Genomic DNA, 24,546 nt, shown 5'->3' on the forward strand with positions numbered 1-24,546 from the left:
TCAGCTCGCCTTCTTCATCAGTCGCAGATTGATCAATGACATCGCCGCCACCAGGATGAAGATCAGCGTCGAGATCGCGGCAGCCAGGCCGAAGTCCGAGCCGGAGTCCTTGAAGGCGATGCGGTAGGTGTAGCTGACCAGGATGTCGGTCTGGCCGGCCGGGATCTTGGTCGACAGATAGTCGGGCCGGCCGTCGGTCAGCAGCGCGATCAGCACGAAGTTGTTGAAGTTGAAGGCGAAGGCGCTGACCAGCAGCGGCGCCAGCGGCTTGATGATCAGCGGCGCGGTGATCTTGAAGAAATTGGTCAGCGGGCCGGCGCCGGCAATCGCCGAGGCCTCGTAGAGATCGGCCGGGATGGCCTTCAAGAGGCCCGAGCACAGAATCATGATGTAGGGATAGCCCAGCCAGACATTGACGATCACCAGCATCAGCTTGGCCAGCAGCGGGTCGGCGAACCAGGCCGGCTTGACGCCCAGCAGCGCGTCGAGGATGGCATTGATCTCGCCGAAGTTCTGGTTGAACAAGCCCTTGAACACCAGGATGGAGATAAAGCCCGGCACCGCGTAGGGCAGGAAGAGCAGGGTGCGGTAGGTGCCGCGGTACTTCAGGTCTTCCCAGTTCAGCACGGTGGCCAGCAGCATGCCGATGGCGGTGGCGCAGATCACGGTCACCAGCGAGAACACGACGGTCCAGCTGAAGATGGACAGGAAGGGGCCGCGGAACTCGGCGTCGACCACCATGCGGCTGTAGTTCTGCCAACCGACCAGCACCTTGAAGCCCGGCTGCAGGCGCTCGCCGCTGGCGCTCTCGAAATAGCCGGTGTCGCGGTTGGCGCGGAAGACCTGGCCATCGGCGGTGCGCGTCAGGCTCTGGTCCGCGTTGGCCCGCCAGTGCCGCGTGATCGGGCCGAACTCGCGCAGGCCCAGATAGTGCAGCGCGTCCAGGCCGGTGCCGGCGGGCAGTGTCAGCCTGAGCTGCATCAAGGCCTCGCGGTGCCGGATCAACTCGCGCAGCGGCAGGGCTGGGCCCAGGGTCAGGTCTTGACCGGCCTCCATGGCAACTTCGTTGCCGGTCTTGCCCAGGGCCAGCGGCGGCGAGACCCATTGCGGCGCTGCCTCGTCGGCGCTTCGCAAGGCCAACCGGAAGCGCTGGCCTTCCGCATGCAGGCTGAAATGCTGCACCTGGGCCTGGACGGGCTCGTGCTGGTCCAGCAGGTACTCGCGCACCCGCTCTTCGCTCAGCAGATGGGCCGAGGAGTAGTTGGTGAAGCCGATCTGGGCCGTGTAGACCAGCGGGAAGGCGATGAAGACCAGCATGCCGGCAATGCCGGGGAAGAGATAGCGATAAGCGAAGCCTGCGTTGCTGACATAGACGTAAAAGCCGGCGCAAAACAGGGTCAGCGCGCCCACGGCCCAGGCCATCTGGCCCGAAGCATGGATCATGAAGACCGTGTAGAGCGCGGCCAGCATGGCCAGGCCGGTCAGCGGCCAGCGCAGCAGGCGGGCTGCTTTTTCGAGTGCGCTCGGAGGCAGGGTGGAATAGGCCCCGGACGGAAGAGTGGCGGTCGCGTTCATGACTTACTTGTTCAGCAGCATGCGGCCCGAGGCGCCGTCGAGCGCGTCCTTCGGGGACTGCAGTCCGTTGGTGATGGCTTCGAGCGCGGCGTCCATCGCGGTCCAGAAGCGGCCGACCTCGGGGATGTTGGGGATGGGCTCGCCCAGGCGGGCGTTCTCCATGCTGGCGCGTATCAAGGGGTTGGCTGCCAGCTCGGCATAGAAGGCCTTGTTGGCCGGCACGCCGATCGGCACATCGGCATCCAGCAGCTTCAGCGCCTCGGGCCGCATCAGATGGTTCTCGACGAACTCGCGGGCGATGTCCTTGAGCTTGCTGGGCGCGGCAATCATGCAGCCGAGCACGCCGACAAACGGCTTGGAGGGCTTGCCCGGCAGCACCCCGGGGATCGGCGCGACGCCGAAATCGATCTTGGCCTTGCGCGCGTTGTCCCAGGCCCAGGCGCCGGAGATCATCATCGCGACCTCGCCGCGGGCGAAGCCGGTCTCCATCTCCGCGTAGCGCGCGCCCTTGGGCATATGGCCTTCTTTGAGCAGGCGCTCGATCATCCGCGCGCCGGCCAGCGCGCCGGGGTTGTTGACGCCCACCTGGGCCGCATCATAGTCGCCCTGTGCATCGCGGCCGAAGATCTGGCCGCCGGCGCCGGCCAGCAGCGGCCAGCTGAAGAAGCTCTTGTTGTAGTCCCACAGGATGGCGTGCTTGCCCTGGGCCTTCAGTTGCTTGTCCAGCGCGATCAGCTCGTCGAAGGTGGTCGGCGGCGTGGGCACCAGGGCCTTGTTGTAGATCAGCCCGGTGGTCTCGATTGCGATCGGATAGCCCCAGAGCCGGCCCTTGTAGGCAAAGGCCTTCCAGGCCGTCTCCTCGACCTCGTCGTAGAGCTTCTTGCCCGGGCGCAGCGGCGTCAGCAGGCCGGACTTGGCCCATTCGCCGACCCGGTCATGCGGCCAGCAGAAGATGTCCGGCCCCTTGCCGGCGCCGGCCGCCTGCTGGAATTTGTCGGTAGCGTCGACCGGGTGTTCGACCACCACCTTGACCCCCGACAGCTTCTCGAAGGCGTTGCCCACCTTCTGCAGCCCGTTATAAGCCTTGTCGCCATTGATCCAGACCAGCAGCTTGTGATCCTGGGCCTGGGCCGTGCCCGCCAGCAGCAGGCCCGTCAGCAGCAGCGCTGTCGTTCTCATGCCGACAGCTCCGGCGCGGCCTGGCGGCGCAGCGCGCGGCCCTGGGTGTCGAACAGATAGAGGGCCTCGGGCGGCAGGTGCAGTTGCAGCGCATCGCCGCTGCGCAGGCGGTCGCAGCCGTTGCGACCCTCGAACTGGCAGGTCAGCGGCTCCTCCAGACCGGGGTAGGGGCAGTAGGCAAAGGTAGTGCCGCCCAGCGACTCGACGAAGGCGACGGTGCTGTGCAGCAGATTGATGTCGCCACCGATGCGGATGTGCTCGGGTCGGACACCCAGCGTCAGCTGGTCGCCTGGGCTGGCGCGCGAGGCATCGACGCGGGCCAGCAGCGTGCTGCCGTCAGCCAGCCGAACCTCGGCGTCGGAAGCGCTTCCCCGGACCAGTTCCGCGGCCAGGAAATTCATCTTCGGCGAGCCGATGAAGCCGGCCACAAACAGATTGTCCGGATGCTCGTAGAGCTCCAGCGGCGTGCCGACCTGCTCGATCCTGCCGGCCGAGAGCACGACGATGCGGTCCGCCAGCGTCATCGCTTCCACCTGGTCATGCGTGACATAGACCATGGTGGTCTTCAGCTCCTCGTGCAGCTTGGCGAACTCGTAGCGCATGCGCACACGCAGCGCGGCATCGAGATTGGACAGCGGCTCGTCGAACAGAAAGACCTCGGGCTTGCGCACGATGGCGCGGCCGATCGCGACACGCTGGCGCTGGCCGCCGCTCAGGTCTTTGGGCTTGCGGTCCAGCAGATGCTCGATGTGCAGGATCTTCGCGGCGTTGCGCACCGCGCCGTCGATCTCCTGCTTGGGCACCTTGGCCAGCTTCAGGCCGAAGGCCATGTTGTCGTACAGATTCATATGCGGGTACAGCGCATAGCTCTGGAACACCATCGCGATGCCGCGCTCGGCCGGCGGCACATCGTTGACCAGCACCCCGCCGATGCGCAGCTCGCCGCCGGTGATCTCCTCCAGGCCGGCGATGGTGCGCAAGAGCGTGGACTTGCCGCAGCCCGAGGGGCCGACGAAGACCATGAACTCGCCATCGCGAATCTCCAGGTCAACGCCGTGCAGGATCTTGGTCTCGCCGTAGGCCTTGGCCACGCCGGACAGCAATACATCAGCCACAGAACACCTCCGCGCCGGGCCCGGGGGTCGGGCGCGGCTTGTCTCTCAGGGTTGGATTTGTAGAGAATATACAGGTGAAAATGTAGTCATACAACGGAAGTTGCCCGCAGTTCGAATCATTGACTCAAGTAAAATCAATGGCTTATGCGTGAATTCGGGATTTCCCGATGTAGTCAAACTACACAAACAGCGAGGGCTAGACGATACTTTGGCCAACGCCGCCGCTGAGCCTTGCTTTTCTTGCTCATGCGGCATTCTTGCCCCGGCCCCCGGGCCCCGCATTGATGAACACCCCTATGACCGCCAGCGCTCAACTCGGCCACCGCCCGGCCGCCTCGCCCATGACGACAGACGCCCTCCTGACCGCTGCCGCCTTCCAGCGCCAGCTCGACCAATCCATCGAGGGCGCCGGCCAGCGAGCCGCTCCCGAGACGCTGCTGCGCGCCGCCGCCGAGGCCTGCCGCGAGCTGCTGGCGCAGCGCTGGGCCGCGACCCAGGCGGCCGATGCCCGGCGCGGCGCCGGCGCGCCGGTGCGCCGGGTCCACTATCTGTCGATGGAATTCCTGATGGGTCGGGCCCTGTCCAATGCGCTGGCCGCGCTGGGCCTGGATGACACGGTGCGCGAGGCCTTCCTGGCCCAGGGTCAGGCCTTGCCCGATGTGCTGGAGCGCGAGCCCGATGCCGCACTGGGCAATGGCGGGCTCGGCCGCTTGGCGGCCTGCTTCCTGGATTCCTTCGCCGAGCTGGGCCTGCCGTCCTTTGGTTACGGCCTGCGCTACCAGTACGGCATGTTTGCCCAGGCCATCCAGGGTGGCCGCCAGGTCGAGGCGCCGGACGACTGGATGCGCGCCGGCAACCCCTGGGAAGTCCATCGTCCCGAGTTGCGCTATCCGGTGGGCTTCGGCGGCCGGGTCCTCGTGGAGGAGGGGGGCGCACGCCGCTGGCTGCCCGCCGAACGCCTGGTCGCCGAAGGCTATGACTTCATCGTGCCGGCCCACCACAGCGAGCGCGTCTCGACCTTGCGCCAATGGCATGCGACGGCCGCCGATCCGATCGACTTCGCGGCCTTCTGCCAGGGCGACCATGCCCGCGCGGCCGAGCACCGCGTGGCCGCCGACGCGCTGAACTGGGTGCTCTACCCCGACGACAGCACCGAGGCCGGCCGCATCCTGCGTCTGAAGCAGGAGGCCTTCCTGGTCAGTGCCTCGCTGCAGGACCTGATCGCACGCCATCTGCGGGAGTTCGGTGATCTAGGCGGTCTGGGCAAGCTCAATGCCGTCCATCTGAACGACACCCATCCGGCGCTGGCCCCGGCCGAGCTGATGCGCCTGCTGCTGGACGAGCACGGCCTGAGCTGGGACGAAGCCTGGGCGATCACGCGCCAGGCGGTCTCCTACACCAACCACACCTTGATGCCCGAGGCGCTGGAGACCTGGGGTGTGCGCATGTTCGAGGCCTTGCTGCCGCGCCATCTCGAGATCATCTACGAGATCAACCATCGCTTCCTGGCCGAGGTCAGGGCGCGCTTCCCGGGCGACGAGGCCCTGCCGGGCCGCGTCTCGCTGATCGACGAAGGGGCCGGCGGCGAGCGCCGCGTGCGCATGGCCGCGCTGGCCATCGTGGCCTCGCACAAGGTCAACGGCGTCGCGGCCCTGCATTCCGAGCTGATGGTGCAGACCATCTTTGCCGACTACGCGAAGATCTTCCCGGGCCGCTTCCACAACGTCACCAACGGCGTGACGCCGCGCCGCTGGCTGCAGCAGGCCAACCCGGCGCTCTCAAGCCTGATCGACGGCCGCATCGGCACGGCCTGGCGCCAGGACCTCGCGGACCTCGCCCAGCTCAAGCCCCTGGCCGCCGATGCGGGCCTGGGTCGCGAGCTGATGGCCGTCAAACGGGCCAACAAGGACAGGCTGGCGGCCTTGATCCGCCGCGAGCTGGGCATCACTGTCAATCTGGACAGCCTCTTCGATGTGCAGATCAAGCGCATCCACGAGTACAAGCGCCAGCTGCTCAATATCCTGCATGTGATCAGCCGCTACCAGGCCATCGTCGCGAACCCGGATGCAGCATGGGTGCCGCGCACCGTGGTGATCGCCGGCAAGGCCGCCTCCGCCTATGTCGCGGCCAAGTCCATCATCCAGCTGGCCCATGATGTCGGCCGTGTCGTCAACAGCGACCCGCGCGTCGGCGACAAGCTCAAGCTGGTCTTTCTGCCCAATTACAGCGTCAGCCTGGCCGAGACCATCATCCCGGCGGCCGATCTCAGCGAGCAGATCTCCACCGCCGGCACCGAGGCCTCGGGCACCGGCAATATGAAATTCGCGCTCAATGGCGCGCTGACCATAGGCACCTGGGACGGCGCCAATATCGAGATGGCCGAGGCTTTTGGAACAGAGAATATGTTCACCTTCGGCCTGCGCACCGAAGGCGTGGCCCAGATCAAGGCGCTGGGCTATGACCCACGCCTGTATGTCGAGCAGAACCTGCAGCTGAAGAACGTCGTCGATGCGATCGCGCGCGGCGAGTTCGGCGGCGATGCGAGCCGCTACCGCGCCCTGGTCGACAACCTGCTGGGCCGCGACGGCTATCTGCTGATGGCCGACTTCGCCGACTATGTGGCCGCCCAGGCCCGGGTCGATGCGCTGTTCCAGCAGCCCGAGGCCTGGGCCGAGCGGGCGCTCTTGAACATCGCCGGCATGGGCTGGTTCTCGTCGGACCGCACGATTGCCGACTATGTGGAGCGGGTCTGGTCCGTCAAGAGTCTGAGCTGATGTCCACCCCGCTGCTCGCCGCCGCGGACCTGGCCCTGCTGGCCCGGGGCGAGCACCCGCGACCCTACCGGGTGCTGGGCGCCCACGCGCTGAAGCACCGGCGCCAGGCCGGCGTGCGCTTTGCCGTCTGGGCGCCGCAGGCGCGGCGTGTCAGCGTGGTCGGCGATTTCAACCACTGGGACGGGCGCCAGCATCCGCTGGAACTGCACGCCGAATCCGGTGTCTGGGTCGGCTTTGTGCCGGGCGCCAAGCCCGGCGACTTCTACAAATACGAGCTGGAAGGCGCGGACGGCCGCCTGCTGCCGCTGAAGGCCGATCCCTATGCGCGCGCCGCCCAGCTGCGGCCCGAGAGCGCCAGCATCGTGGCCGGGCCGGTGCCTGACCGGCAAAATCTGGCCCCGACCTCGACCCGTTTGGCCGCCAACCGGCGCGATGCGGCAATCTCCATCTACGAGGTGCATCCAGCCTCCTGGCGGCGCGGCGCGGGCCAGTTTCCCCGCTGGGATGAGCTGGCCGCGACGCTGCCGGCCTATGCCGCCGATCTGGGCTTCACGCACATCGAGCTGCTGCCCATCACCGAGTTTCCTTTTGACGGCTCCTGGGGCTACCAGACCCTGGGCCTGTATGCACCCAGCGCGCGCTTCGGTCCGCCCGAGGGCTTTGCGCGCTTTGTCGCGGCCTGTCATGCCCACGGCCTGGGCTTGCTCTTGGACTGGGTGCCGGCGCATTTCCCGGCCGATGCCCATGGCCTGGCGCAGTTCGACGGCACGCCGCTCTATGAGTACGCCGATCCGCGCGAGGGCTTTCATCGCGACTGGAACACGCTGATCCCCGACTTCGGCAAACCCGGCGTGCGCCAGTTCCTGGCTGGCAGCGCGCTGTACTGGGCCGAGTGCTGGGGCGTCGACGGCTTGCGCGTCGACGCAGTGGCCTCGATGCTCTACCGCGACTACTCGCGGCCCAGCGGCGAATGGACGCCGAACGTACAGGGCGGGCGCGAAAACCTGGAGGCGATCTCGCTGCTCAAGCGCATCAACGAAACCTTGAGCACCGAGGCGCCCGGCGCCATCAGCGTGGCCGAGGAGTCGACCAGTTTTCCCGGCGTCAGCGCGCCCACGGATGTCGGCGGCCTGGGCTTTCACTACAAATGGAATATGGGCTGGATGAACGACACGCTGGCCTATATGCGCGAGGACCCCATCCATCGCCGCTGGCATCACGACAAGATGACGTTTGGCCTGGTCTACGGCTTCAGCGAGAACTTCGTGCTGCCGCTCTCGCATGACGAGGTCGTGCATGGCAAGGGATCGATGCTGGGCAAGATGCCGGGGGATGACTGGCAGCGCTTTGCCAATCTGCGTGCCTACTACGGCTTTATGTGGGGCCACCCGGGCAAGAAGCTGATCTTCATGGGCCAGGAGTTCGCCCAGCCGGGCGAATGGAACCATGAGGCCGAGCTGCCCTGGGCCCTGCTGCAGGACGCTCGCCATGCCGGCGTGCAGCGCCTGGTGCGCGACCTGAATACCCTGTACCGCGCCGAGCCGGCTCTGCATAGACTGGACTGCGAGGCGAGCGGCTTCCAATGGCTGCAGGCCGAGGATCGCGAGCAGTCGGTGCTGGCCTGGGCGCGCCGGGATGGGCAGGGCAGGGCGGTGATCGTCGTCAGCAACTTCACGCCGGTGCCGCGCCCGGGCTACCGCCTGCCGGTGCCGGCCGGTACAGCGTCGACGACCAAGGCCTGGCGCGAGCTGCTCAATACCGATGCCGAGATCTATGGTGGCAGCAACGTCGGTAATCTGGGCCTGGCGCTGGCAGCCGCTGCCGATGGCACCATCTCCCTGAGCCTGCCGCCACTGGCCACACTCTTTCTGGTTCCCGACTGAAATGACTGACCTGCCCTCCGCCCTGCAAGAAGGCCGCCACCAACCGCTGGGCGCGCTGGCCCGCGACGGCGGGATCAATATCGCGGTGTTCTCCGAGCATGCGCGCGGCATCGAACTGTGTCTCTTCGATGCCGGCGGCCAGCGCGAGCTGCGCCGCTATGCCCTGCACGGCCCGCACGACGGCGTGTTCCACGGCTTTTTGCCGGGCCTGGGGCCAGGTCTTGTCTATGGCCTGCGCGCGCATGGCCCTTACGAGCCCGAGGCCGGCCACCGCTTCAATGCCCACAAGCTGCTCCTGGATCCCTATGCGCGAGAAATCGTCGGCCAGTTCGGCTGGCGCGCCGAGCACCATGGCTATCCGCTGGGTCATCCGGACGGCGCCCGGGCCTTCGATGCGCGGGACAACGCGCTGCATGCGCTGAAGGCGCGCGTGCCGGCGCCCGTCACGGACTCGCCTCGCAAGTCCGCGCCGAGGATAGCTCTTGCCGACGCGGTGCTGTACGAGGTCCATGTCAAAGGCTTCTCCAAGCAGCATCCGGAGATCCCGGCCGGGCTGCGAGGCACGTATGCCGGCCTGGCCCATCCGGCCGCCATCGCCCATTTCAAGGCCCTGGGCGTCACCACGCTGAGCCTGCTGCCGGTGCAGTACGCCATCGACGAACCGCATCTGGCCGACAAGGGCCTGCACAACTACTGGGGCTACAACACCCTGGGCTTCTTCTGCCCCGACCCGCGCCTGGCCCAGGCGGCGCATCGCGACGATCCCGGCGCGGTGGCGGCCGAGTTCCGCGCGATGGTCGCGGCCCTGCATGAGGCCGGGCTGGAAGTGGTGCTGGACGTGGTCTACAACCACACGCCCGAGGGCAATGAGTTCGGCCCGACGCTGTCCTTCCGTGGCCTGGACAACAAGAGCTATTACCGCCTGGTGGCCGATGACCAAAGCCGCAGCGAGAACCTGACCGGCTGTGGCAACACGCTCAATGCGCAGCATCCGCGCGTGACCCAGTTCGTGCTGGACTCGCTGCGCTTCTGGGTCGAGGAGATGGGCGTCGATGGCTTTCGCTTCGACCTGGCGCCGGTGCTGGGCCGCGTCGAGCGCGGGGCCTTCGAGCCACAGGCCGCCTTCTTCACCGCGCTGCGCCAGGATCCGGTGCTGAGCGCGGTGCACCTGATCGCCGAACCCTGGGATGCCGCACCCGACGGTTACCAGCTCGGCCGCTTCCCGGGCCGCTTCCTCGAATGGAATGACAAGTTCCGCGATGCGGTGCGCGGCTATTGGCTGCAGAGCGAGTTGCAAGGGGGCAGGGTGGGCCGCGGCGAGTTCGCGCGCCGCTTCACCGGCTCCAGCGACCTGTTCTTCCACCATGGCCAGCGCCGGCCCACCGCCTCGGTGAATTTCGTCGCGGTGCATGACGGCTACACGCTCCATGACGTGGTCAGCTACGCGGCCAAGCACAACCAGGCCAATGGCGAAGACAACCGCGACGGCCGCGACGGCGAACTCAGCGCCAATTTCGGTGTCGAGGGGGCGTGCGAGGATGCGGCGATACATGCCACCCGCGAGCGCGTGCGCCGCGCGATGCTGGCCAGCCTGCTGCTGGCCCAGGGCACGCCGATGCTGAATGCCGGCGACGAGATCGCCAACAGCCAGGGCGGCAATAACAACGCCTACTGCCAGGACAACGCCACCGGCTGGCTGGACTGGGCGGCCGCCGATGCGGACCTGGCCGCCTTTGTGGGCCTGGTCTTGCGCCTGCGTCGCGAACACGCGCTGCTGCACCATGGCCGCTGGTTCGTGCCGCCGCCCGGTGGCCGGGGAGACGCGAGCGTGAGCTGGTACACGCCGGGTGGCGCCGAGATGCAGGTCCATGACTGGCATGAGGGCGGCAGCGCGGCCTTCGCCTGCCAGCTGCGCTGCCCTGACGGCCGCGCGCAAGCCCTGGCCCTGGTGTTCAATCCCGAGCCGCAGCCGCTGCCCTTCACGCTGGCCCAGGGGCTCTGGCAGCTGCTGCTGGACAGCAGCGGCGAGCTGAGCCCCAACTCGCAGTCGGTGAGCCTGCCCCTGAACGTACCCGCGCACAGCCTGCTTCTGCTGCGCGCCGTCTGAGAGAGTGAGAGAAAAGAAATGGACCTGAACCAACGCATCGCCGGCGTGCTGCTGCACCCGACCTCCTTGCCCGGCCCGCACGGCGCCGGCGATTTCGGCCCGGCCGCCTACCGCTTTGTCGACTGGCTGGCCAGCGCCGGCCAGCGCCTGTGGCAGCTGCTGCCGACCACGCCGATAGGCCCGGGCGACAGCCCCTACCAAGGTGTCTCGGCCTTTGCCGGCAACCCCTGGCTGGTGGCGCTGGAGCCGCTGATCGAGAAGGGCTGGCTGGCGCAGCCTGATGTGCCGGACTTCGATCCCTTGCAGCTGCAGTACGGTCGGGTCCTGCCCTGGCGCGAGCAGCAGCTGCGCGCCGCAGCGGCCGGCTTCGTCGCCCGCGCCAGCGCCGCCGACCGTCGCGACTTCGCGCAATGGTGTGAGGCCGAGCGCAGCTGGCTGGACGACTATGCGCTCTTCATGGCGATACGCTCGCCGCTGAATGGCCAGCCCTGGTGGGCCTGGCCGGCACCGCTGGCCCGGCGCGAGCCGGCCGCGCTGGCGGCGGCGCGCCAGACCCATGCCGAGGAGTTCGCCTTCTGGCAGTTCGTGCAATGGTGCTTCGATACGCAGAGCGCCGCGCTGAAAGCCTATGCGAATACGCACGGTGTGCACCTGATGGGCGATCTGCCCATCTTCGTCGCGCACGACAGCGCCGACTGCTGGTCGCGCCCCGATCTCTACCATCTGGACGAGCAGTTCCAGACCACGGTGGTGGCCGGCGTGCCGCCCGATGCGATGTCGGCCGAGGGTCAGCGCTGGGGCAATCCGCTGTATCGCTGGGAGCGCATGGCGGCCGAGGACTACGCCTGGTGGACCGCGCGTGTCAAGCGCGCGCTGAGCCAGGCCGATGTGTTCCGCATCGATCATTTTCGCGGCTTCGCCGGCTATTACGAGATCCCGGCTGCCAGCCCCAATGCGCAGCAGGGCCGCTGGGTCACGGGGCCCGGCCGAGCCTTGTTCGAGGCCATCGAGAAATCGCTGGGCAAGCTGCCCATCGTCGCCGAGGACCTGGGCTTCATCACCGACGATGTGCACGAACTGCGCGAGAGCTGCGGCTTCCCCGGCATGAAGATCCTGCAGTTCGGCTTCGGCGGCGACGGCAGCCACGAGTTCCTGCCCCATATGTGGCCGCGCGACAGCGTCGCCTACACCGGCACGCACGACAACGACACGGTGCGCGGCTGGTGGGGCCAGGCCGGCCCGCGCGAGCGCGCCTTCGCCGGCTCCTACCTGCCCTGTGGCGACCACGATGTGCACTGGGCCATGATCCGCGCCTGCAGCAACTCGGTCGCGAACATCGCGGTATTCCCGCTGCAGGACGTGCTAGGCCTGGGCAGCGAACACCGCATGAATGTGCCCGGCGTGCTGGGCGGCAACTGGGGCTGGCGCTTCAGCTGGGCCATGCTGGGCATCGACTGCGGCAACGAGCCGGCCCGGGTGCTGGGGCTGATCACGGCGGCCAGCGGGCGGGGGAACTTTGAGCTTTTGCGGTTGCCTTGCTGAGGAGGGACTAGGTGGGGCGTGGCCAGGGCGATAGACGGTAAGCGTTCCTCTGCGGACCTTCCCATTGCTGAAATCGCCGCCGAACTTCAACCAACGGGCCTCCGTAGAAGCCGGGGCGATTCAGGTTGTGCCTCAGCGGACGAGCAACTAGACCCTGCGCCACTTTGAAACCACCTCGTTATAGATTTGATCTAGCACCCCCGCGCGGTCATCCGCACAAAAGTAGCAGAGAGCCAAGGCGTTGTATTGGTCTGCGTGTGTCGCGACTTTGCGCATGAGGCTGGCCGCTTTTGACGGCCGCAGTTCACGCCCGGAAATATGAGCTTGAATGGCAGGTGCCAGAACACGCAAGAGTGGATGGCGAAACCTGCGACGCAGATGGCGAACGATTGCGCGGGCTTGATCGGCCTCCAGTTCGACGGATCGAGGTGGGCGACAGGCTTCATGGACAATCATGAACGCGGCGTTCGCCGAGATCCGCGCTGCGCGTGCTGACAAGCGGTGCCACTCCGTTTGACGACGGTATGGAAAACGGCAATCGATCCGCTCGATGAACTCGGACTCATTCATGAGGCACAACGTTCGCGCTGAGCGGGAAAAGGTTGGGCATCAGTCTGGCGGCAGAGGAGGCGCACCAGCCTGAGCCTACGGACTCGTGAAGCGACGCGCGGCTCACGCCCGCGCTCCCGAAAATCCTTGAGTCGCTTTTGGGCTGCCGCTATCTCGGCAGGACTGCGGTCTCGGAATAGCCAATACGCGCCGAAACCGACGAGCACAAGAGCGATGACGATGAGCGCTGAGCGGACGCCGCCGGCGGTCCGCTCGGCTGGAGTGTTAGACATCACCGCTACTCGCTACCCAGCCAACTACCGGGGCCTGCGCGTCAATGATGTTCTGAAACCTCCCGATGGTCACGGTCGGCTCGCGCTTCCGGTCGGCGTAAGCCACAAACTGCTCGCCTTCCTGGACGATCCAAACAAAGAGCTGTGGCTTTTCAAAGTGCGCCACAACATCCAGAGGTGACTTCGGCGAGAAGCCCAGCTCGAAACGAAAGCCCCTTGTTTCAAGCTCGCGCTGAAGTGGTAAAAGATCTTGGAGAAATCCGTGCGGCGCTGGCATTGGTGATGTCTACAGTTCGACGTAAGGGGCAGACGCAAGTGGGCGGAGCCCGCTTTTAGCGGAGGGGTTAGGCCGCTGCGTGGCGAAGTGGAACTTCATGCCTTGATATCCCATGGATCCAGCATTGCCTGCAGCGCTTGAACTTCGCCAGCATACTTGGCTACAAGAGAAGAATTGACGAGGATTTCTTTGACAAGCACAGCCTCGGCTTGGCTCGAGATGCTGCCGCGCCGAATGAGGTTCTGAACCAATCGATCCACAGACGGAGGCAGATGGGTCTCAAGAACACCTCGGGCGAGCAGATGCGCTGAAATGGCTAGTTGCTGCTCGGCCGTGTGAGTCTCGCGAAGCCATGTATCGACTTCCCGCGCGACAGCTCGAAGAGTCTTTAGATCGGCATCTTGGCGGAGCTGCGTAGCGTACTCAGATAGGCCATGCATCGTTTTTCCCTCCGGCGAAACTTCGCAGTAGGCGTGGACCTTCGTCTCAAGCGAGGCAAGAGTTTCCTGTTTGGATGCAGCAGTCATTGCGCGGTGACCCCCATCATTCGTGCCCGAAGAGACGGCGAACAAAGGACCAAAAAACCACTCCCGCACCATACCGATGCCGCAGCGCAAACAACTCCGCATATGACAGCAGCGAACAGCCAATAGTCCAGCAAGTCTCCGTGCCGGACCACTCGACCAAACAGCCATCCACCGACCACAAAGCCGAGAAAGGCCGCGACCAGATGGGGAACCCACCAACCTGGTCCGTCGTCAGTGTCGTCGGTCGCCATGTTTGCGCTTTAACATGAAAGCTCAGCGGGCGGCGAAGCCGTCCGCTGCAGTGACAGGTTGAGCCGCTGCTGTCTACACATACGAGTGAGCAAGTTCAACGGTGGCACCGATCCGATCTGCAACGGTCAAGAACGACGCTGATGACAGCGCAAATTCCTTCAGGATGCTGAGCTCCGTCGGACCGTCGCACCACCGATTTCCTTCGCCAAGCGCTTCTAGTTCTGCAGTGGGCTCGAAGCGGAAGTTCAGGCTCAGCTGGCTGGTTGCGTCGTCATCTTGAATACCGTCCTCGATGAACTGCCGAGTGATGTTCAGACTGAAATGACGACCTGTCCCCCAGTCATATGTTCCCCACTGGAAAAGAAGCATGTCGCCGTCTGCACCACCGCAGCCAATCGGCTTTGCCGATTGGAAAAAATCGAACATCAACCCCATGCCTTGACGAGGAGTGCAGAGCGGAATGCTTACACCCCGGGCGGCGGCAAATGACGTAAATGCGGCAGGAGATTCAACCGGGTTCATGTTTGACTGGGGTCGGATCGAGCGAGTGGTTAAGCCGCATTTTCATCATTCACGTCTGTCGTTCTTTGAAGTTGGCCACCTCGGCACTCCAGTGGCATGGGCGTACATGAGTGCGACGCAAAAGGAGACGCCAGCGCCGAACACAAGCGCGGTAGTGAACTCACCCGCGGACCGACTTGCGGAGAGAATGGCAAACGCGAACCCACCGACTGCAGCTCCTGCAAGGGAAAGCGACCAGTAGTTGAGCCTTGCAGTCCGATGAAGAAGCGCTCGTATCGGTATTCCGAGTACCACTAGGCCAACGGCACTTACCAGAGCCGAGACCAACACCACCATCGGGAATACGATCACTGCGTCTGAGAGGCTCTGGTAGAGCGTCGGAAAGTGAATTGGCGCCAGTAGCGCCGAAGGTATTGACGAGAGCAGTGCCACAGCCACGATGGCTCCGAAGTGCAGGAGTAGTGTGCGCATGGGGGCTGTGCGGCTTAAACAAGATGGCTTCGTGACGCCGGGCGGCCCGACCCCTGCGATGCCGTAGGTTGCAGGCACTGGGCCTGCAGAGCTACACCAAGGCACCCGGCGGACGGGCTACCGGGGCGTTGCAAGTTGGCGAGGAGTCGGGCCATGGAGAGCAAATCTAACAGCATCTTGTTTGTCGGTCTGGACGTCCACAAGGACAGTATCGACATCGCCGTCGCGCAGGCACCGCGTGACGGTGAACTCCTCCGCATCGGCTGCATCAAGGGGACCTGACGTCGCTGGACAAGGCGCTTCGCAAGCTGCTCAGCCGGGGCCAGGTCTTGCACATCGTCTACGAGGCTGAGTCCGTACACAGGAAGTCTTGAGGATTTTCAGTGCCTGGCGAAGGGCCAGGCCTCAGACCTGGTGCGCCCTGCAAGGGGGGCTTGTGGGTTCGTCATCTGGCGGTGATCGACCCGACGAGGCAGGTGCTCAACGACTGACTGGCGCCGCAAAAAAAAGCGCGCCCACTCAGCGCGCCAGCGCCGCGACCATGCGATCGGCCACATTGATCCGGTCGGACAGCGTGCGCAGCAGGAAGGTGTCGAACGCGATCGCTACGGCAGGCCGCTCTCGCCGCATGCGTTCGTAGGCTGCGCGCGTGAGCGTGTAGCGGCTCGCCGGTCCCTCGGTCGACACGGTGGCCGACCGCGGCACGCCGCGGAAGAAGCCCATCTCGCCGACCACCGAGCAGGTGGTCACGACCCGGGTGCGCACGGTGCGGCCGGTGTTGGCATCGGTCACGTCGACCACGAGCCGGCCGGCTGCCACGAGGTCGATCTCGTCCGAGTCGTCGCCTTGGGCGTACAAGACCTGGGAGCTGGCGACCTCGTGTCGTTCCAGGTAGGCGATGAAATCTTCCGCAGACACGCTGGTTCCGAGCTGCGATTGCAGCCACGCCTCGAATCCGTCCTCGCCGGCGTCGGGCGCACGGCCCGCGCGCTCCAGCACGCGCTCCTCGCACCAGGCGAGCGCGGCGTTGAGATCGGCGAACGGCGGCGGCCCGCCCTGGGGGGCGGCGACGCTGCCGTGGCGCCCGAGTGCACGCGCGACGGCCGGCGCCGTCGCTGCGAGCAGCAGCACCGTGCCTCGCTTGTCGCAGTGGTTGCGCAGCTTGCTCAGGCTCACCACGGCCGACGCATCCATGCCGGTCACCAGACCGAAGTCGAGCAGCACGTGGCTGACCGGCAGCGAGGCACGTGCGTCGAGGTCGCGGCGCACGCGCTCGAAGAGCCCCTCGCCGGAACCGAAGAACACATGACCGGCCAGCCAGTAGATCTGAATGCGCTCGCCATGGTCCGCGAGGTAGCGCTCGTCCGCCGCCGTGCGGCTGACATTGCCGGTGAACTGGGCGCGCGACAGGTGCTGGCGCACGACGCCGGTACGCGCACAACTCGCCGCAAACAGCAGGCAGGCCCCCACCACGCCGCCGATCACGCCGGCGAGGTAGCCGTAGCGCACGCAGGCCGCGGCGATGGACACCGACAGCAGCAGGTCGAGCCAGGCACGCTGGGCCAGCAGCCGCGCAAGGGCCTCGACTAGCAGGTTCCAGCCGAGGTAGAGCATCAGGCCGGCCACGACGGGCAGCGGGACCAGTGCCGGGACGTCCGCGTGCGTCAGCCCCACCAGCAACAGGATCGCTCCGCAGAAGACACCGCTGCGCCTTGCCGCACCGCCCGCCTGTTCGAGCAGGCGGCTCGATCCGAGCTGCACACAGGCCGCGATACCGCCCAGGGGTGCGGCGGCCAGGGTCGCGACGCCATGCTCGCGCAGCTCGCAGTCGAGATCGCCGGTGGTCTTGCGCATCGACTCGAGCGTCGCGGTCTTGGTGACGATGGAGACGAGTGCCACGACGGCCGCGGCCGCGAGTTCCGGCACGAAGCCCGCGAGCAGGGCCCAAGGCACGGCGACCGAGCGCGCGGCGTCGAGCGGCGACCAGGACACCAGTGCACCCGGCGAGGGCAGGTACCAGCCGGACCCGGAGTTCGCGAGCCCGTTCCGATGCAAGAGCAGGTGGCCGGCGGCCGTCACAGCGAGCAAGGCCATCGGCATCGCCAGCCCCGAACGGACCCAGCGCCGCAGCGCCAGCATCAGGCCCAACATTGCCGCAGCGCAGACCAGTCGGGCGAGCTGCCCGCCGCTCCAGGGCGCGAACAGCTCGCTCATCGCATGGCCGCTGCTCATGCGCACCCCGCCCGCGAGCAGCAGACAGCCGGTGGCCGCAAGAAAGCCCGCGACGACAAACGAGGGCACGAAGCGCATGTAGTGCCCCCAGCGCAGCAGCCCAAGCGCGAGCAGCAGGGCGCCGGTCAGCAGGGTGGTCGCCGTGAACAGCAGCAGTACCGCGTTCACAGCCGTCTGCGGGCTGCCGCCGGCCGCCAGCACGGCCGCACCGGCACTGGCCGACAAGAGCACCAGCACCGCGCCGGTGGCGGAGTCGATGACGGCAGCCGTTGGCGGCAGCGAAGTGCGCCACGCAAGCCAGATGCCGGTGATGCCGCCGCCCACGAGCATCGCCCAGACGGCCACCGGCGCGCCTGGAGACAGTGCGCCGGGGAACATCAGGGCCGCGAACGAGACCACGTTCGCAACCAGCGCCACCGAGCCGACCAGACCGGCCAGCAGGTCACGCAGCAGCGCACGAACGTGCTCGCCAAGCGCCGCGGCCCACTGGGTCGCCATCTTCTGTTCCGCCATGCTTTTCCCTTCCCGGCCGTGCACGGCCCGATCAACTGGATGCCGACGCTCAGCCCGCCGGCCCCGCAGGCGCTTCACTCCCCACATCACGCTGTGCCCACGCCGCGACGATCTCGCGGTGGTGCGGGATGTTCTGCAGGAATCCCTGGCGCAGCGCGGCGTCGGTGCTGTTGCGGCTGATCGCGTCGGCCTGGGCCATCAGTGCACCGTGGGCGCGGACCAGCCAGTGGTCCGCGCGCGGGTCGCCGGCGCGGGCCAGGGCCTGGTGGCAGCTCAGTTCGACCTGGCGCTCGTCGATGTGGTCCAGCGAGCCGCCGGCGGCCACATGGTCGAGCACCGGCTGAAGCGCGGCCAGCGCGCCGGCGGTGTCGCCTTCGGCTAGCGCCACCCGCGCCAGGCCGGCACTGGCTTCCTGTTGCAGCGGGTGGTCGATCTCCAGCGCCCGCTGGCGCGCCTGGGCGTAGTAGGCCCGCGCAGCGCTGCCGTGGCCCAGCGCCAGTTCGGCCGCGGCCAGTTGCAGCGTGGCCAGTATTTCCTCGTCGCGCGCCTGCGCCGCCACCGCGATGTCCCGCGCCGCGCCGGCCAGCACCAGCGCCCCCGCCGCGTCGCCCTGCCACAGCGCCACCACGCCCAGCATGCACAGCGTCGTGCCTTCGACCACGCGGTTGCCGTCGGCGCGCAGCAGTTGCAGCGCCGCACTCAGGTCGCGCTGGGCCTGCGCCAGGTCGCCCAGGTTCAGCCAGCCCACGCCCAGGTTGGACAGGCCGATGGTTTCGTTGACGCGGTCGCCGGTCTCGCGGTAGATCTGCAGGCTCTGCCGTGTTGCGGCGAGGTAGCCCAGCATGTCGCCCTGCGTGGCGGCGGCGATGGCCAGTACGTTGAGTATGGGTGCCTCGACATCGCGCAGCCCCAGGCTGCGCGTCTCGGCCAGGCCCTGCAGCGCGAGCGAGCGGCCGCCCTCGAAGTCGAGCTGCTTCACCCGCGCCCAGGCCAGCAGCCGCAGCGCATGCAGTCGCGGGCCGTCGTCGCCGGCCGCCGCCGCGCAGGCCATGGCCTGGCGTGCCGCAGTCTCGCCGGTTGTCCAGTCGGCCATGCGCATCGCGCGCAGGCTGCGGCGCCTGGCCGCATGAGCGCGCCGGCGGTTGTCGTCGAGCGTCTCGGCCAGCTGGGCCAGCGCGTCCAGGTCGGTGGCCTGCTCGGCCCGGCGGGCCTGCAGGCCCAGCGTCTTCTCGCGCACGCTCAGCAGCCGCCAACGCAGTTCGGCACCGTCCGTCGTCGCGGGCGGCACCTGGCCCAGCAATGCCAGCGCCCGGCCCACGTGCGCCAGCACCCGCTCGTGGGCAAATCGCTGCCCCGCCTGCTCGGCGGCGCGGGCGTGGAACTCGGCGGCCCGGGCCGCGTCGCCCGCCTGCTCGAAGTGCTCGGCCGCCAGGCCCTGCAGGTCGCCGGCACGCAGGCCGCCCCGTTCGGTCAGCAGCGCCAGCCACTGCGCCACCTTGGCGTGGCCTTCGCGCCTGGCGCGCTTGAGCACGGTGTCGTAGGTCACCTGGTGCAGCAGCTGGTGGCGAAAGGCATATTCACGCAGGTCAGCGCGCAGGCCTTCCAGCGCGGCCTCGGTGCGCGGCAGGGTCAGCGCGCGCCGCGCCAGCGCAGGCAGTTGCTGCGCGGCCTCCGCCTCCACGGCGGCCAGGGCCTGGTCCCAGAATACCGCGCCCACCACACTTGCCTGCTGCAGCGCATGTTTCTCGGGCCCTGGCAGACCGTCCAGGCGCGCCTGCAGCACACCCGTCAGCGTCGATGGCACCTGGGTGGACAGCAGGCGCTCGGCGTCGATGGCCCAGGTCTCGCCGGTGCGGATGGCGCTCTGGTCGATCAGCATCCGCAGCAACTCCTCCATGTAGAAGGGATTGCCTTCGGCGCGCCCGACGAGCAACTCCGACAGCCCCATCGGGATGCCGGGCAGTTTCTTCAGCAGTTCTTCGGCCAGCAGCCGGCTCGTCGGCAGGTCGAGCGGACGCAGGTCGATGCGCTGGTGAGGGCCATCGCTGCGGCGCCCGCCGGTGCGCCGCTCGAACAGCGTCGGCCGCGTGAAGGCCAGCAGCAGCAGCGGCACGTCGCGGTTCACATCGGCCAGGTGCTCCAGAAAGTCGAGCGTCTCGTCGTCGGCCCAATGCAGATCGGTCAACTGCAGCACGACAGGGCTGCCGTCGCTGGCGCTCAGCCGCCGGAACACTTGCGCGGCGGCATGAAAGGCGCGGTTGCGGATCTGTTTGGGATCCTCGGCGATGCCCTGGATGTGGCGGCTGTCCTGCCACTCGATGCCGATCAGGTGGCCCAGCAGGTGGGCGTGGGCTTCGGCCAGATCAGCGCCGTCGTCATGCAGAAAGAGCGGCACCACGCCGTCTTCCATCTTCCGGCGCGCGAGGTCCACGCTGTCGTCATCGCGGATCTGGAAGCGCCAGGCCAGCAGGTCGCGCAGCAAGCCATAGGCCTGCAGCCCGGTCTGTGGCGTTGCGCGGCCGCGGAACAGATAAAAGCGCTCGGGCTGCTCCTCGCTCCAGGCCTCGAACTCGTGCTGCAGCCGGCTCTTCCCCACGCCCGCCTCGGCCACCACCGTCACCGCAGCCAGCCGGCGGTCGGCAAACAGGCGCTTGAAGGCGGCCTGCAGGGCCTGCAGTTCGGTGTCGCGGCCGATCATCCGGGTCGCCACGCCTTCGATGCCGCGCGTGCCGACGCGGAAGTTGCGCGGCTTGGCGCTCTTGACCAGATAGCTCCGGATCGGGCTGTCGACGCCCTTGACCGTCAGCGGCGCCTGCGCCTGGACATCGAACAGGCCACGCACCTGCGCGTAGCTGTCGTGGCTGATGCGCAGCGCGCCGGCCGGGGCGGTCTGCTCCATGCGGGCGGCGATGTTGACGGCGATGCCGCGGATGCTGGCGTCGCCGTCGACCCCACCGCCGAGCAGCACCGCGCCGGTGTGCAGGCCCACGCGGACGTTGAAGCCGGCGTGGCCGTGGGTGGACTCGACTTCGGCGCCGAGCTGCTTGCCGAGTTCGAGCAAGGCCAGGCCGCAGTGCACGGCGCGTTCGGTGTCATCCTCGTGGGACTCCTCGGCACCGAAGGCGGCCAGGATGCTGTCGCCGGCGTACTGCAGCACCTTGCCGTGGTGCGCCTGGACGACGGCCGTGCCACGCGCCAGGGCATCGTCCATCACGGCGCTGATGGCTTCGGGGTCGAGGCGATGGGAGAGCGTGGTCGAGCCGACCACGTCCAGGAACAGGATGCTGACCTGCCTGAGGGTCTGGGCTGCCTCGGCAGGCGGCGCTGGCTCAAGCAATGCGGCCAACTGGGCCTTGAGCGGCGCCACCGCCATGTCCACCACCGCGTCGCCCAGCAAGCCGCGCTGAGCCTCCAGCGCCTGGATCGCGGATCGAAGCTGTTCGTGCTCGGGCGACATGGGTGCTGAGCATAGCAACGCGGGGTCGAGTGCGCGAGGCCTTGCGCTCGCGGGGGCTCGACCGATGAATGACTGCGGCAGCGGGTGAAACGCGAGCGACCGCACCGGGCCGGTGCGGTCGACAAAGCGTTCAGGTATCGATCGTCACCTTGCCGTCCTTGACCACCTTGCCCCATTTGGCGGTTTCGGTCTCGATGAAGCGCTTGAACTTGTCGGCCGAGCCGCCGCCGTCTTCGGCGCCGTACATGTCCAGCTTCTCCTGCACATCGGGCATGGCCAGCACGGTGTTGACGTCGCGGTTGACCTTGTCGGTGATGGCCTTGGGCAGCTTGCCGGGGCCGGCCAGGCCGTACCAGGTGGTGGCCTCGAAGCCCTCGAAACCCTGCTCCTGCATGGTCGGCACGGTGGGGTGGCCCTTGGCGCGCTTGGTGCGGGTCTGGGCCACCGCGATCACCTTGCCGCTCTTCACATGGGGCGTGGCCGCCGTCATCGTCTCGAAGCTGTACTGGATCTGGCCGCCCATGATGTCGGTCAGCAGCGGGCCGCTGCCCTTGTAGGGGATGTGCAGCGCGTCGACCTTGGCCTGCTGCTTGAACAGCTCCAGCGCCAGATGTTGCGCCGAGCCATTGCCAGCCGAGCCGAAGCTGATCTTGCCGGGCTCGGCCTTGCACAGCGCGGCGATGTCCTTGGCAGTCTTGGCCTGCTGGCCCGGGTGCGCGATCAGCAGATTGGGCGTGACGCCCACCAGCACGATGGGGGTGAAGTCGCGCTCGATGTTGTAGCGCAGCTTGGGCTGCAGGCTGGGCGCCAGCGCATGGCTGTTGATATGGGCCATCAGCAGCACGCTGCCATCGGCCGGCTGCTGGGCCACATACTCGGCCGCCAGCACGCCGGCCACGCCGGCCTTGTTCTCGATCAGCACCTGCTGGCCCCACATCTGCGAGAGCTTCTGCCCGACCACCCGGGCCAGCGCATCGGTGCCGCCGCCCGGCGGGAAGCCGACGATGATGCGCACCGGGCCGGTGGGCCAGTCGCCCGCCTGGGCGCGCAGCTGGGGCGCGACGAGGCCGGCAGCGGCCGCACCGGCCGCCTGGATCAGGGTACGTCTTTGCATGCTTTGTCTCCTGTTGTGATGGGAAATCGAGCGAAGGAACGCGCGGTCGATCAGAACAGCATCAAACCAGCACCAAACGCACCGGGGGCAGGCCGGCGATCTGCCCCAGCGCCTCGCCGGGGCCTTCGGGCAGATAGGCACCGGTATAGGTGCCGGTGGTGATCAGCGTGCCGGGCGGGACGGCCTGGCCGCGCTCACGGCAATGGTTGAGCACCCAGACCAGCAGGCGGCGCGGATCGCCGGCCGGGTTGGCGGGCAGAGTCGGGGCGATGTCGCGGCCGTCGAACTGCCAGCTCAGTGCGGGCGCAACAAAAGGGAAGGCCGGGTCATAGGGCACACAGGCGCCGGCGACCAGCGCGCCGTGGTTCTGCAGATCGGCCAGCTGGGCCAGCGGCGCCAGCGGCTTGTCGCCCTGGGGGCGCAGGCGGCTGGCGACCAGCTCGATGGCGGCGCAGACGCCGTCGACGCCGGCCAGTGCTTCCTCGAGGCCATAGGGCTGCGGACGCACCGGGAACTCGCGGCCGATCCGGAACGCGATCTCCAGCTCCAGGCCCAGAAAGCGGCCGAAGCGGGCCGGCTGCAGGCGTGCCGGACTGAGCAGCACCTGCGGCAGCGGCGCGCCCAGGGCCGGGCCGTCGGCGCCCCTGGCCCCGACCTTCCAGCCCGCTGCCTGCTGGCCGCGCAGCAGCAGGGTCAGGTCTTGCACCGCATGGGAGGAAGCCGCGTCGAGAGGTGTCAGTTCGAGCGGCAGCGCGACCGGCCCGTCCATCCAGGCCTGGGTCAGCAGGGCGGCCAGATCAGCGTCCATGTTCAGCCCCGCTTCAGTGCGGCTGCCGCGTGGGCGGCGAAATAGTCCATCGCCGCCTGCACGCCGCTGCCGGCGAGCCGGACGCCGGCCAGCTTCAGCCCCATCTCGCAGCCGGCCAGCGTGGCCAGCAGGGTCAGGTCATTGCTGTCGCCCAGATGGCCGATGCGGAACATGCGGCCCTTGAGCTTGCCCAGGCCGGTGCCCAGCGACATGTCGAAGCGCTCGTAGATCAGCCGGCGCACCGCGTCGGCATCGACGCCCGCCGGCATGATGACCCCGGTCAGCACCGGCGAGTAGACGGCCGGATCGGCGCACTGGATGGGCAGGCCCCAGGCCGTGACGGCGGCGCGCACGCCGGCGCCCCAGCGCTGGTGGCGGGCGAACACCGCGTCCAGCCCCTCGGCGGCCAGCATCTCCAGCGCCTCATGCAGGCCGTAGAGCAGATTGGTATTGGGTGTCGAGGGCCAGTAGCCATCCTTGTTCATCTCCAGCATCTCGTCCCAGGCCCAGTAGGCCTTGGGCAGCTGGGCGCTCCTGGCGGCCTCCAGCGCGCGCGCCGAGGGCACGTTGAAACTGATGCCCGGCGGCAGCATCAGGCCTTTCTGCGAGCCGCTGACCGTCACGTCCACGCCCCATTCGTCATGCCGGTAGTCGGCGCTGGCCAGGCCCGAGATCGTGTCGACCAGCAGCAGGGCCGGGTGGCCGGCCGCGTCGATCGCGCGGCGCACCGCGGCGATATCCGAGGTCACGCCGGTCGAGGTCTCGTTGTGCACGACGCAGACCGCCTTGATCTTCTTGTCGACGTCCTTCTTCAGCCGCGCCTCGATCAGCTCGGCCTGCACGCCGCGGCGCCAGCTCGGCGCATGGGGCAGGTGCTCGTCCTCGCCGGCCCAGGCCAGGATCTCGGGCTTGAGCCCGAGGCGCACAGCCAGCTTGGCCCATAGCGCGGCGAAGTGGCCGGTCTCGTACATCAGGACCTCGTCGCCGGGGCTCAGGGTGTTGACCAGGGCGGCCTCCCAGGCGCCGGTGCCCGAGGCCGGGTAGATCAGGACCGGCTGCCGGGTCTTGAAGATGGGCTTGATGTCGGCCAGCAGCTGCCGCCCCAGCGCGCCGAACTCGGGGCCGCGATGGTCGATGGTGGGCAGGCTCATCGCGCGCAGGATGCGGTCCGGCACCGGGCTGGGGCCGGGGATCTGCAGGAAATGGCGGCCGGTGGGGTGATGGTCGAGCTGGAGCATGGGGGTCTTTCCGAGTTCTTTGCCTTCGGCTAGTTTTGCATGCAAAAACAAGGGGTGCACCTTGGAATACCCTTAATCATTGGCTTCTTGGGGGTAAAAATTTGCATGCAAAATATGA

Annotated in this window: 17 protein-coding genes; 6 read left to right on the plus strand and 11 right to left on the minus strand. The window is 67.5% G+C overall.

The features are described 5' to 3' along the window. From malF to ABGI63_RS19315, 3 genes are read right to left on the minus strand one after another with little or no spacing between them, the layout of a single operon-like run. Positions 1-1,575, minus strand: a complete 1,575-nt coding sequence (gene malF, locus ABGI63_RS19305) for a maltose ABC transporter permease MalF (RefSeq protein ID WP_349744035.1) — start codon at positions 1,573-1,575, stop codon at positions 1-3. 3 nt (positions 1,576-1,578) lie between these two features. After that, complete coding sequence (gene malE / locus ABGI63_RS19310; protein WP_349744037.1) at positions 1,579-2,754, minus strand: maltose/maltodextrin ABC transporter substrate-binding protein MalE; 1,176 nt, start codon at positions 2,752-2,754, stop codon at positions 1,579-1,581. Further along, positions 2,751-3,869 carry an ABC transporter ATP-binding protein gene (locus ABGI63_RS19315; protein ID WP_349744038.1) on the minus strand — a complete coding sequence of 373 codons (1,119 nt, stop codon included), beginning with the start codon at positions 3,867-3,869 and terminating at the stop codon, positions 2,751-2,753. Before ABGI63_RS19315 ends, malE begins: the two co-directional genes overlap by 4 nt. 341 nt (positions 3,870-4,210) lie before the next feature. On the opposite strand from ABGI63_RS19315, the gene ABGI63_RS19320 reads away from it, so the two are divergent. From ABGI63_RS19320 to malQ, 4 genes are read left to right on the plus strand one after another with little or no spacing between them, the layout of a single operon-like run. Further along, positions 4,211-6,643: a glycogen/starch/alpha-glucan phosphorylase gene (locus tag ABGI63_RS19320; RefSeq protein ID WP_349744039.1), complete on the plus strand. Its 2,433-nt coding sequence runs from the start codon at positions 4,211-4,213 to the stop codon at positions 6,641-6,643. Then, positions 6,643-8,526 carry a 1,4-alpha-glucan branching protein GlgB gene (gene glgB, locus ABGI63_RS19325; protein WP_349744041.1) on the plus strand — a complete coding sequence of 628 codons (1,884 nt, stop codon included), beginning with the start codon at positions 6,643-6,645 and terminating at the stop codon, positions 8,524-8,526. The genes ABGI63_RS19320 and glgB overlap by 1 nt, the downstream gene beginning before the upstream one ends. Before the next feature lies 1 nt (position 8,527). Then, positions 8,528-10,633 (plus strand): glycogen debranching protein GlgX, encoded by a 2,106-nt coding sequence (gene glgX / locus ABGI63_RS19330; RefSeq protein ID WP_349744043.1) that lies wholly within the window; start codon positions 8,528-8,530, stop codon positions 10,631-10,633. Positions 10,634-10,651: 18 nt separating this feature from the next. Further along, positions 10,652-12,175 (plus strand): 4-alpha-glucanotransferase, encoded by a 1,524-nt coding sequence (gene malQ / locus ABGI63_RS19335; protein ID WP_349744044.1) that lies wholly within the window; start codon positions 10,652-10,654, stop codon positions 12,173-12,175. Positions 12,176-12,322: 147 nt separating this feature from the next. Here the strand turns inward: malQ and ABGI63_RS19340 are convergent, their stop codons facing one another. After that, positions 12,323-12,745 carry a hypothetical protein gene (locus ABGI63_RS19340; protein WP_349744046.1) on the minus strand — a complete coding sequence of 141 codons (423 nt, stop codon included), beginning with the start codon at positions 12,743-12,745 and terminating at the stop codon, positions 12,323-12,325. A 219-nt stretch (positions 12,746-12,964) separates the two neighbouring features. Here ABGI63_RS19340 and ABGI63_RS19345 point away from each other — a divergent pair, with 219 nt between their 5' ends. Next, a complete protein-coding gene (locus tag ABGI63_RS19345; RefSeq protein ID WP_349744047.1) occupies positions 12,965-13,198 on the plus strand; it encodes a hypothetical protein in 234 nt (77 codons plus the stop codon). Between the two features lie 191 nt (positions 13,199-13,389). Here ABGI63_RS19345 and ABGI63_RS19350 read toward each other — a convergent pair whose 3' ends face one another. Continuing rightward, positions 13,390-13,821: a hypothetical protein gene (locus tag ABGI63_RS19350; protein ID WP_349744049.1), complete on the minus strand. Its 432-nt coding sequence runs from the start codon at positions 13,819-13,821 to the stop codon at positions 13,390-13,392. Between the two features lie 324 nt (positions 13,822-14,145). Next, complete coding sequence (locus ABGI63_RS19355) at positions 14,146-14,595, minus strand: hypothetical protein (RefSeq protein WP_349744050.1); 450 nt, start codon at positions 14,593-14,595, stop codon at positions 14,146-14,148. A gap of 624 nt (positions 14,596-15,219) precedes the next feature. On the opposite strand from ABGI63_RS19355, the gene ABGI63_RS19360 reads away from it, so the two are divergent. Further along, positions 15,220-15,348, plus strand: coding sequence for a hypothetical protein (locus ABGI63_RS19360; protein ID WP_349744051.1), 129 nt, complete (start codon positions 15,220-15,222; stop codon positions 15,346-15,348). 237 nt (positions 15,349-15,585) lie between these two features. On the opposite strand, the gene ABGI63_RS19365 is transcribed toward ABGI63_RS19360, so the two are convergent. From ABGI63_RS19365 to ABGI63_RS19385, 5 genes are all read right to left on the minus strand, one after another. Beyond that, complete coding sequence (locus tag ABGI63_RS19365; protein ID WP_349744052.1) at positions 15,586-17,811, minus strand: SulP family inorganic anion transporter; 2,226 nt, start codon at positions 17,809-17,811, stop codon at positions 15,586-15,588. 49 nt (positions 17,812-17,860) lie between these two features. Next, positions 17,861-21,268, minus strand: coding sequence for an ATP-binding protein (locus tag ABGI63_RS19370; RefSeq protein WP_349744054.1), 3,408 nt, complete (start codon positions 21,266-21,268; stop codon positions 17,861-17,863). Positions 21,269-21,398: 130 nt separating this feature from the next. After that, on the minus strand, positions 21,399-22,382 hold the full coding sequence (locus ABGI63_RS19375) for a tripartite tricarboxylate transporter substrate binding protein (RefSeq protein ID WP_349744055.1): 984 nt from the start codon (positions 22,380-22,382) through the stop codon (positions 21,399-21,401). Positions 22,383-22,443: 61 nt separating this feature from the next. Further along, a complete protein-coding gene (locus tag ABGI63_RS19380; RefSeq protein ID WP_349744056.1) occupies positions 22,444-23,190 on the minus strand; it encodes a fumarylacetoacetate hydrolase family protein in 747 nt (248 codons plus the stop codon). A 2-nt stretch (positions 23,191-23,192) separates the two neighbouring features. Then, positions 23,193-24,428, minus strand: a complete 1,236-nt coding sequence (locus ABGI63_RS19385; protein ID WP_349744057.1) for a pyridoxal-phosphate-dependent aminotransferase family protein — start codon at positions 24,426-24,428, stop codon at positions 23,193-23,195. Positions 24,429-24,546 lie beyond the last annotated feature (118 nt).

It is taken from the genome of Roseateles cavernae (assembly GCF_040187885.1).
GTDB classification, from domain to species: Bacteria; Pseudomonadota; Gammaproteobacteria; order Burkholderiales; family Burkholderiaceae_C; genus Roseateles_E; species Roseateles_E cavernae.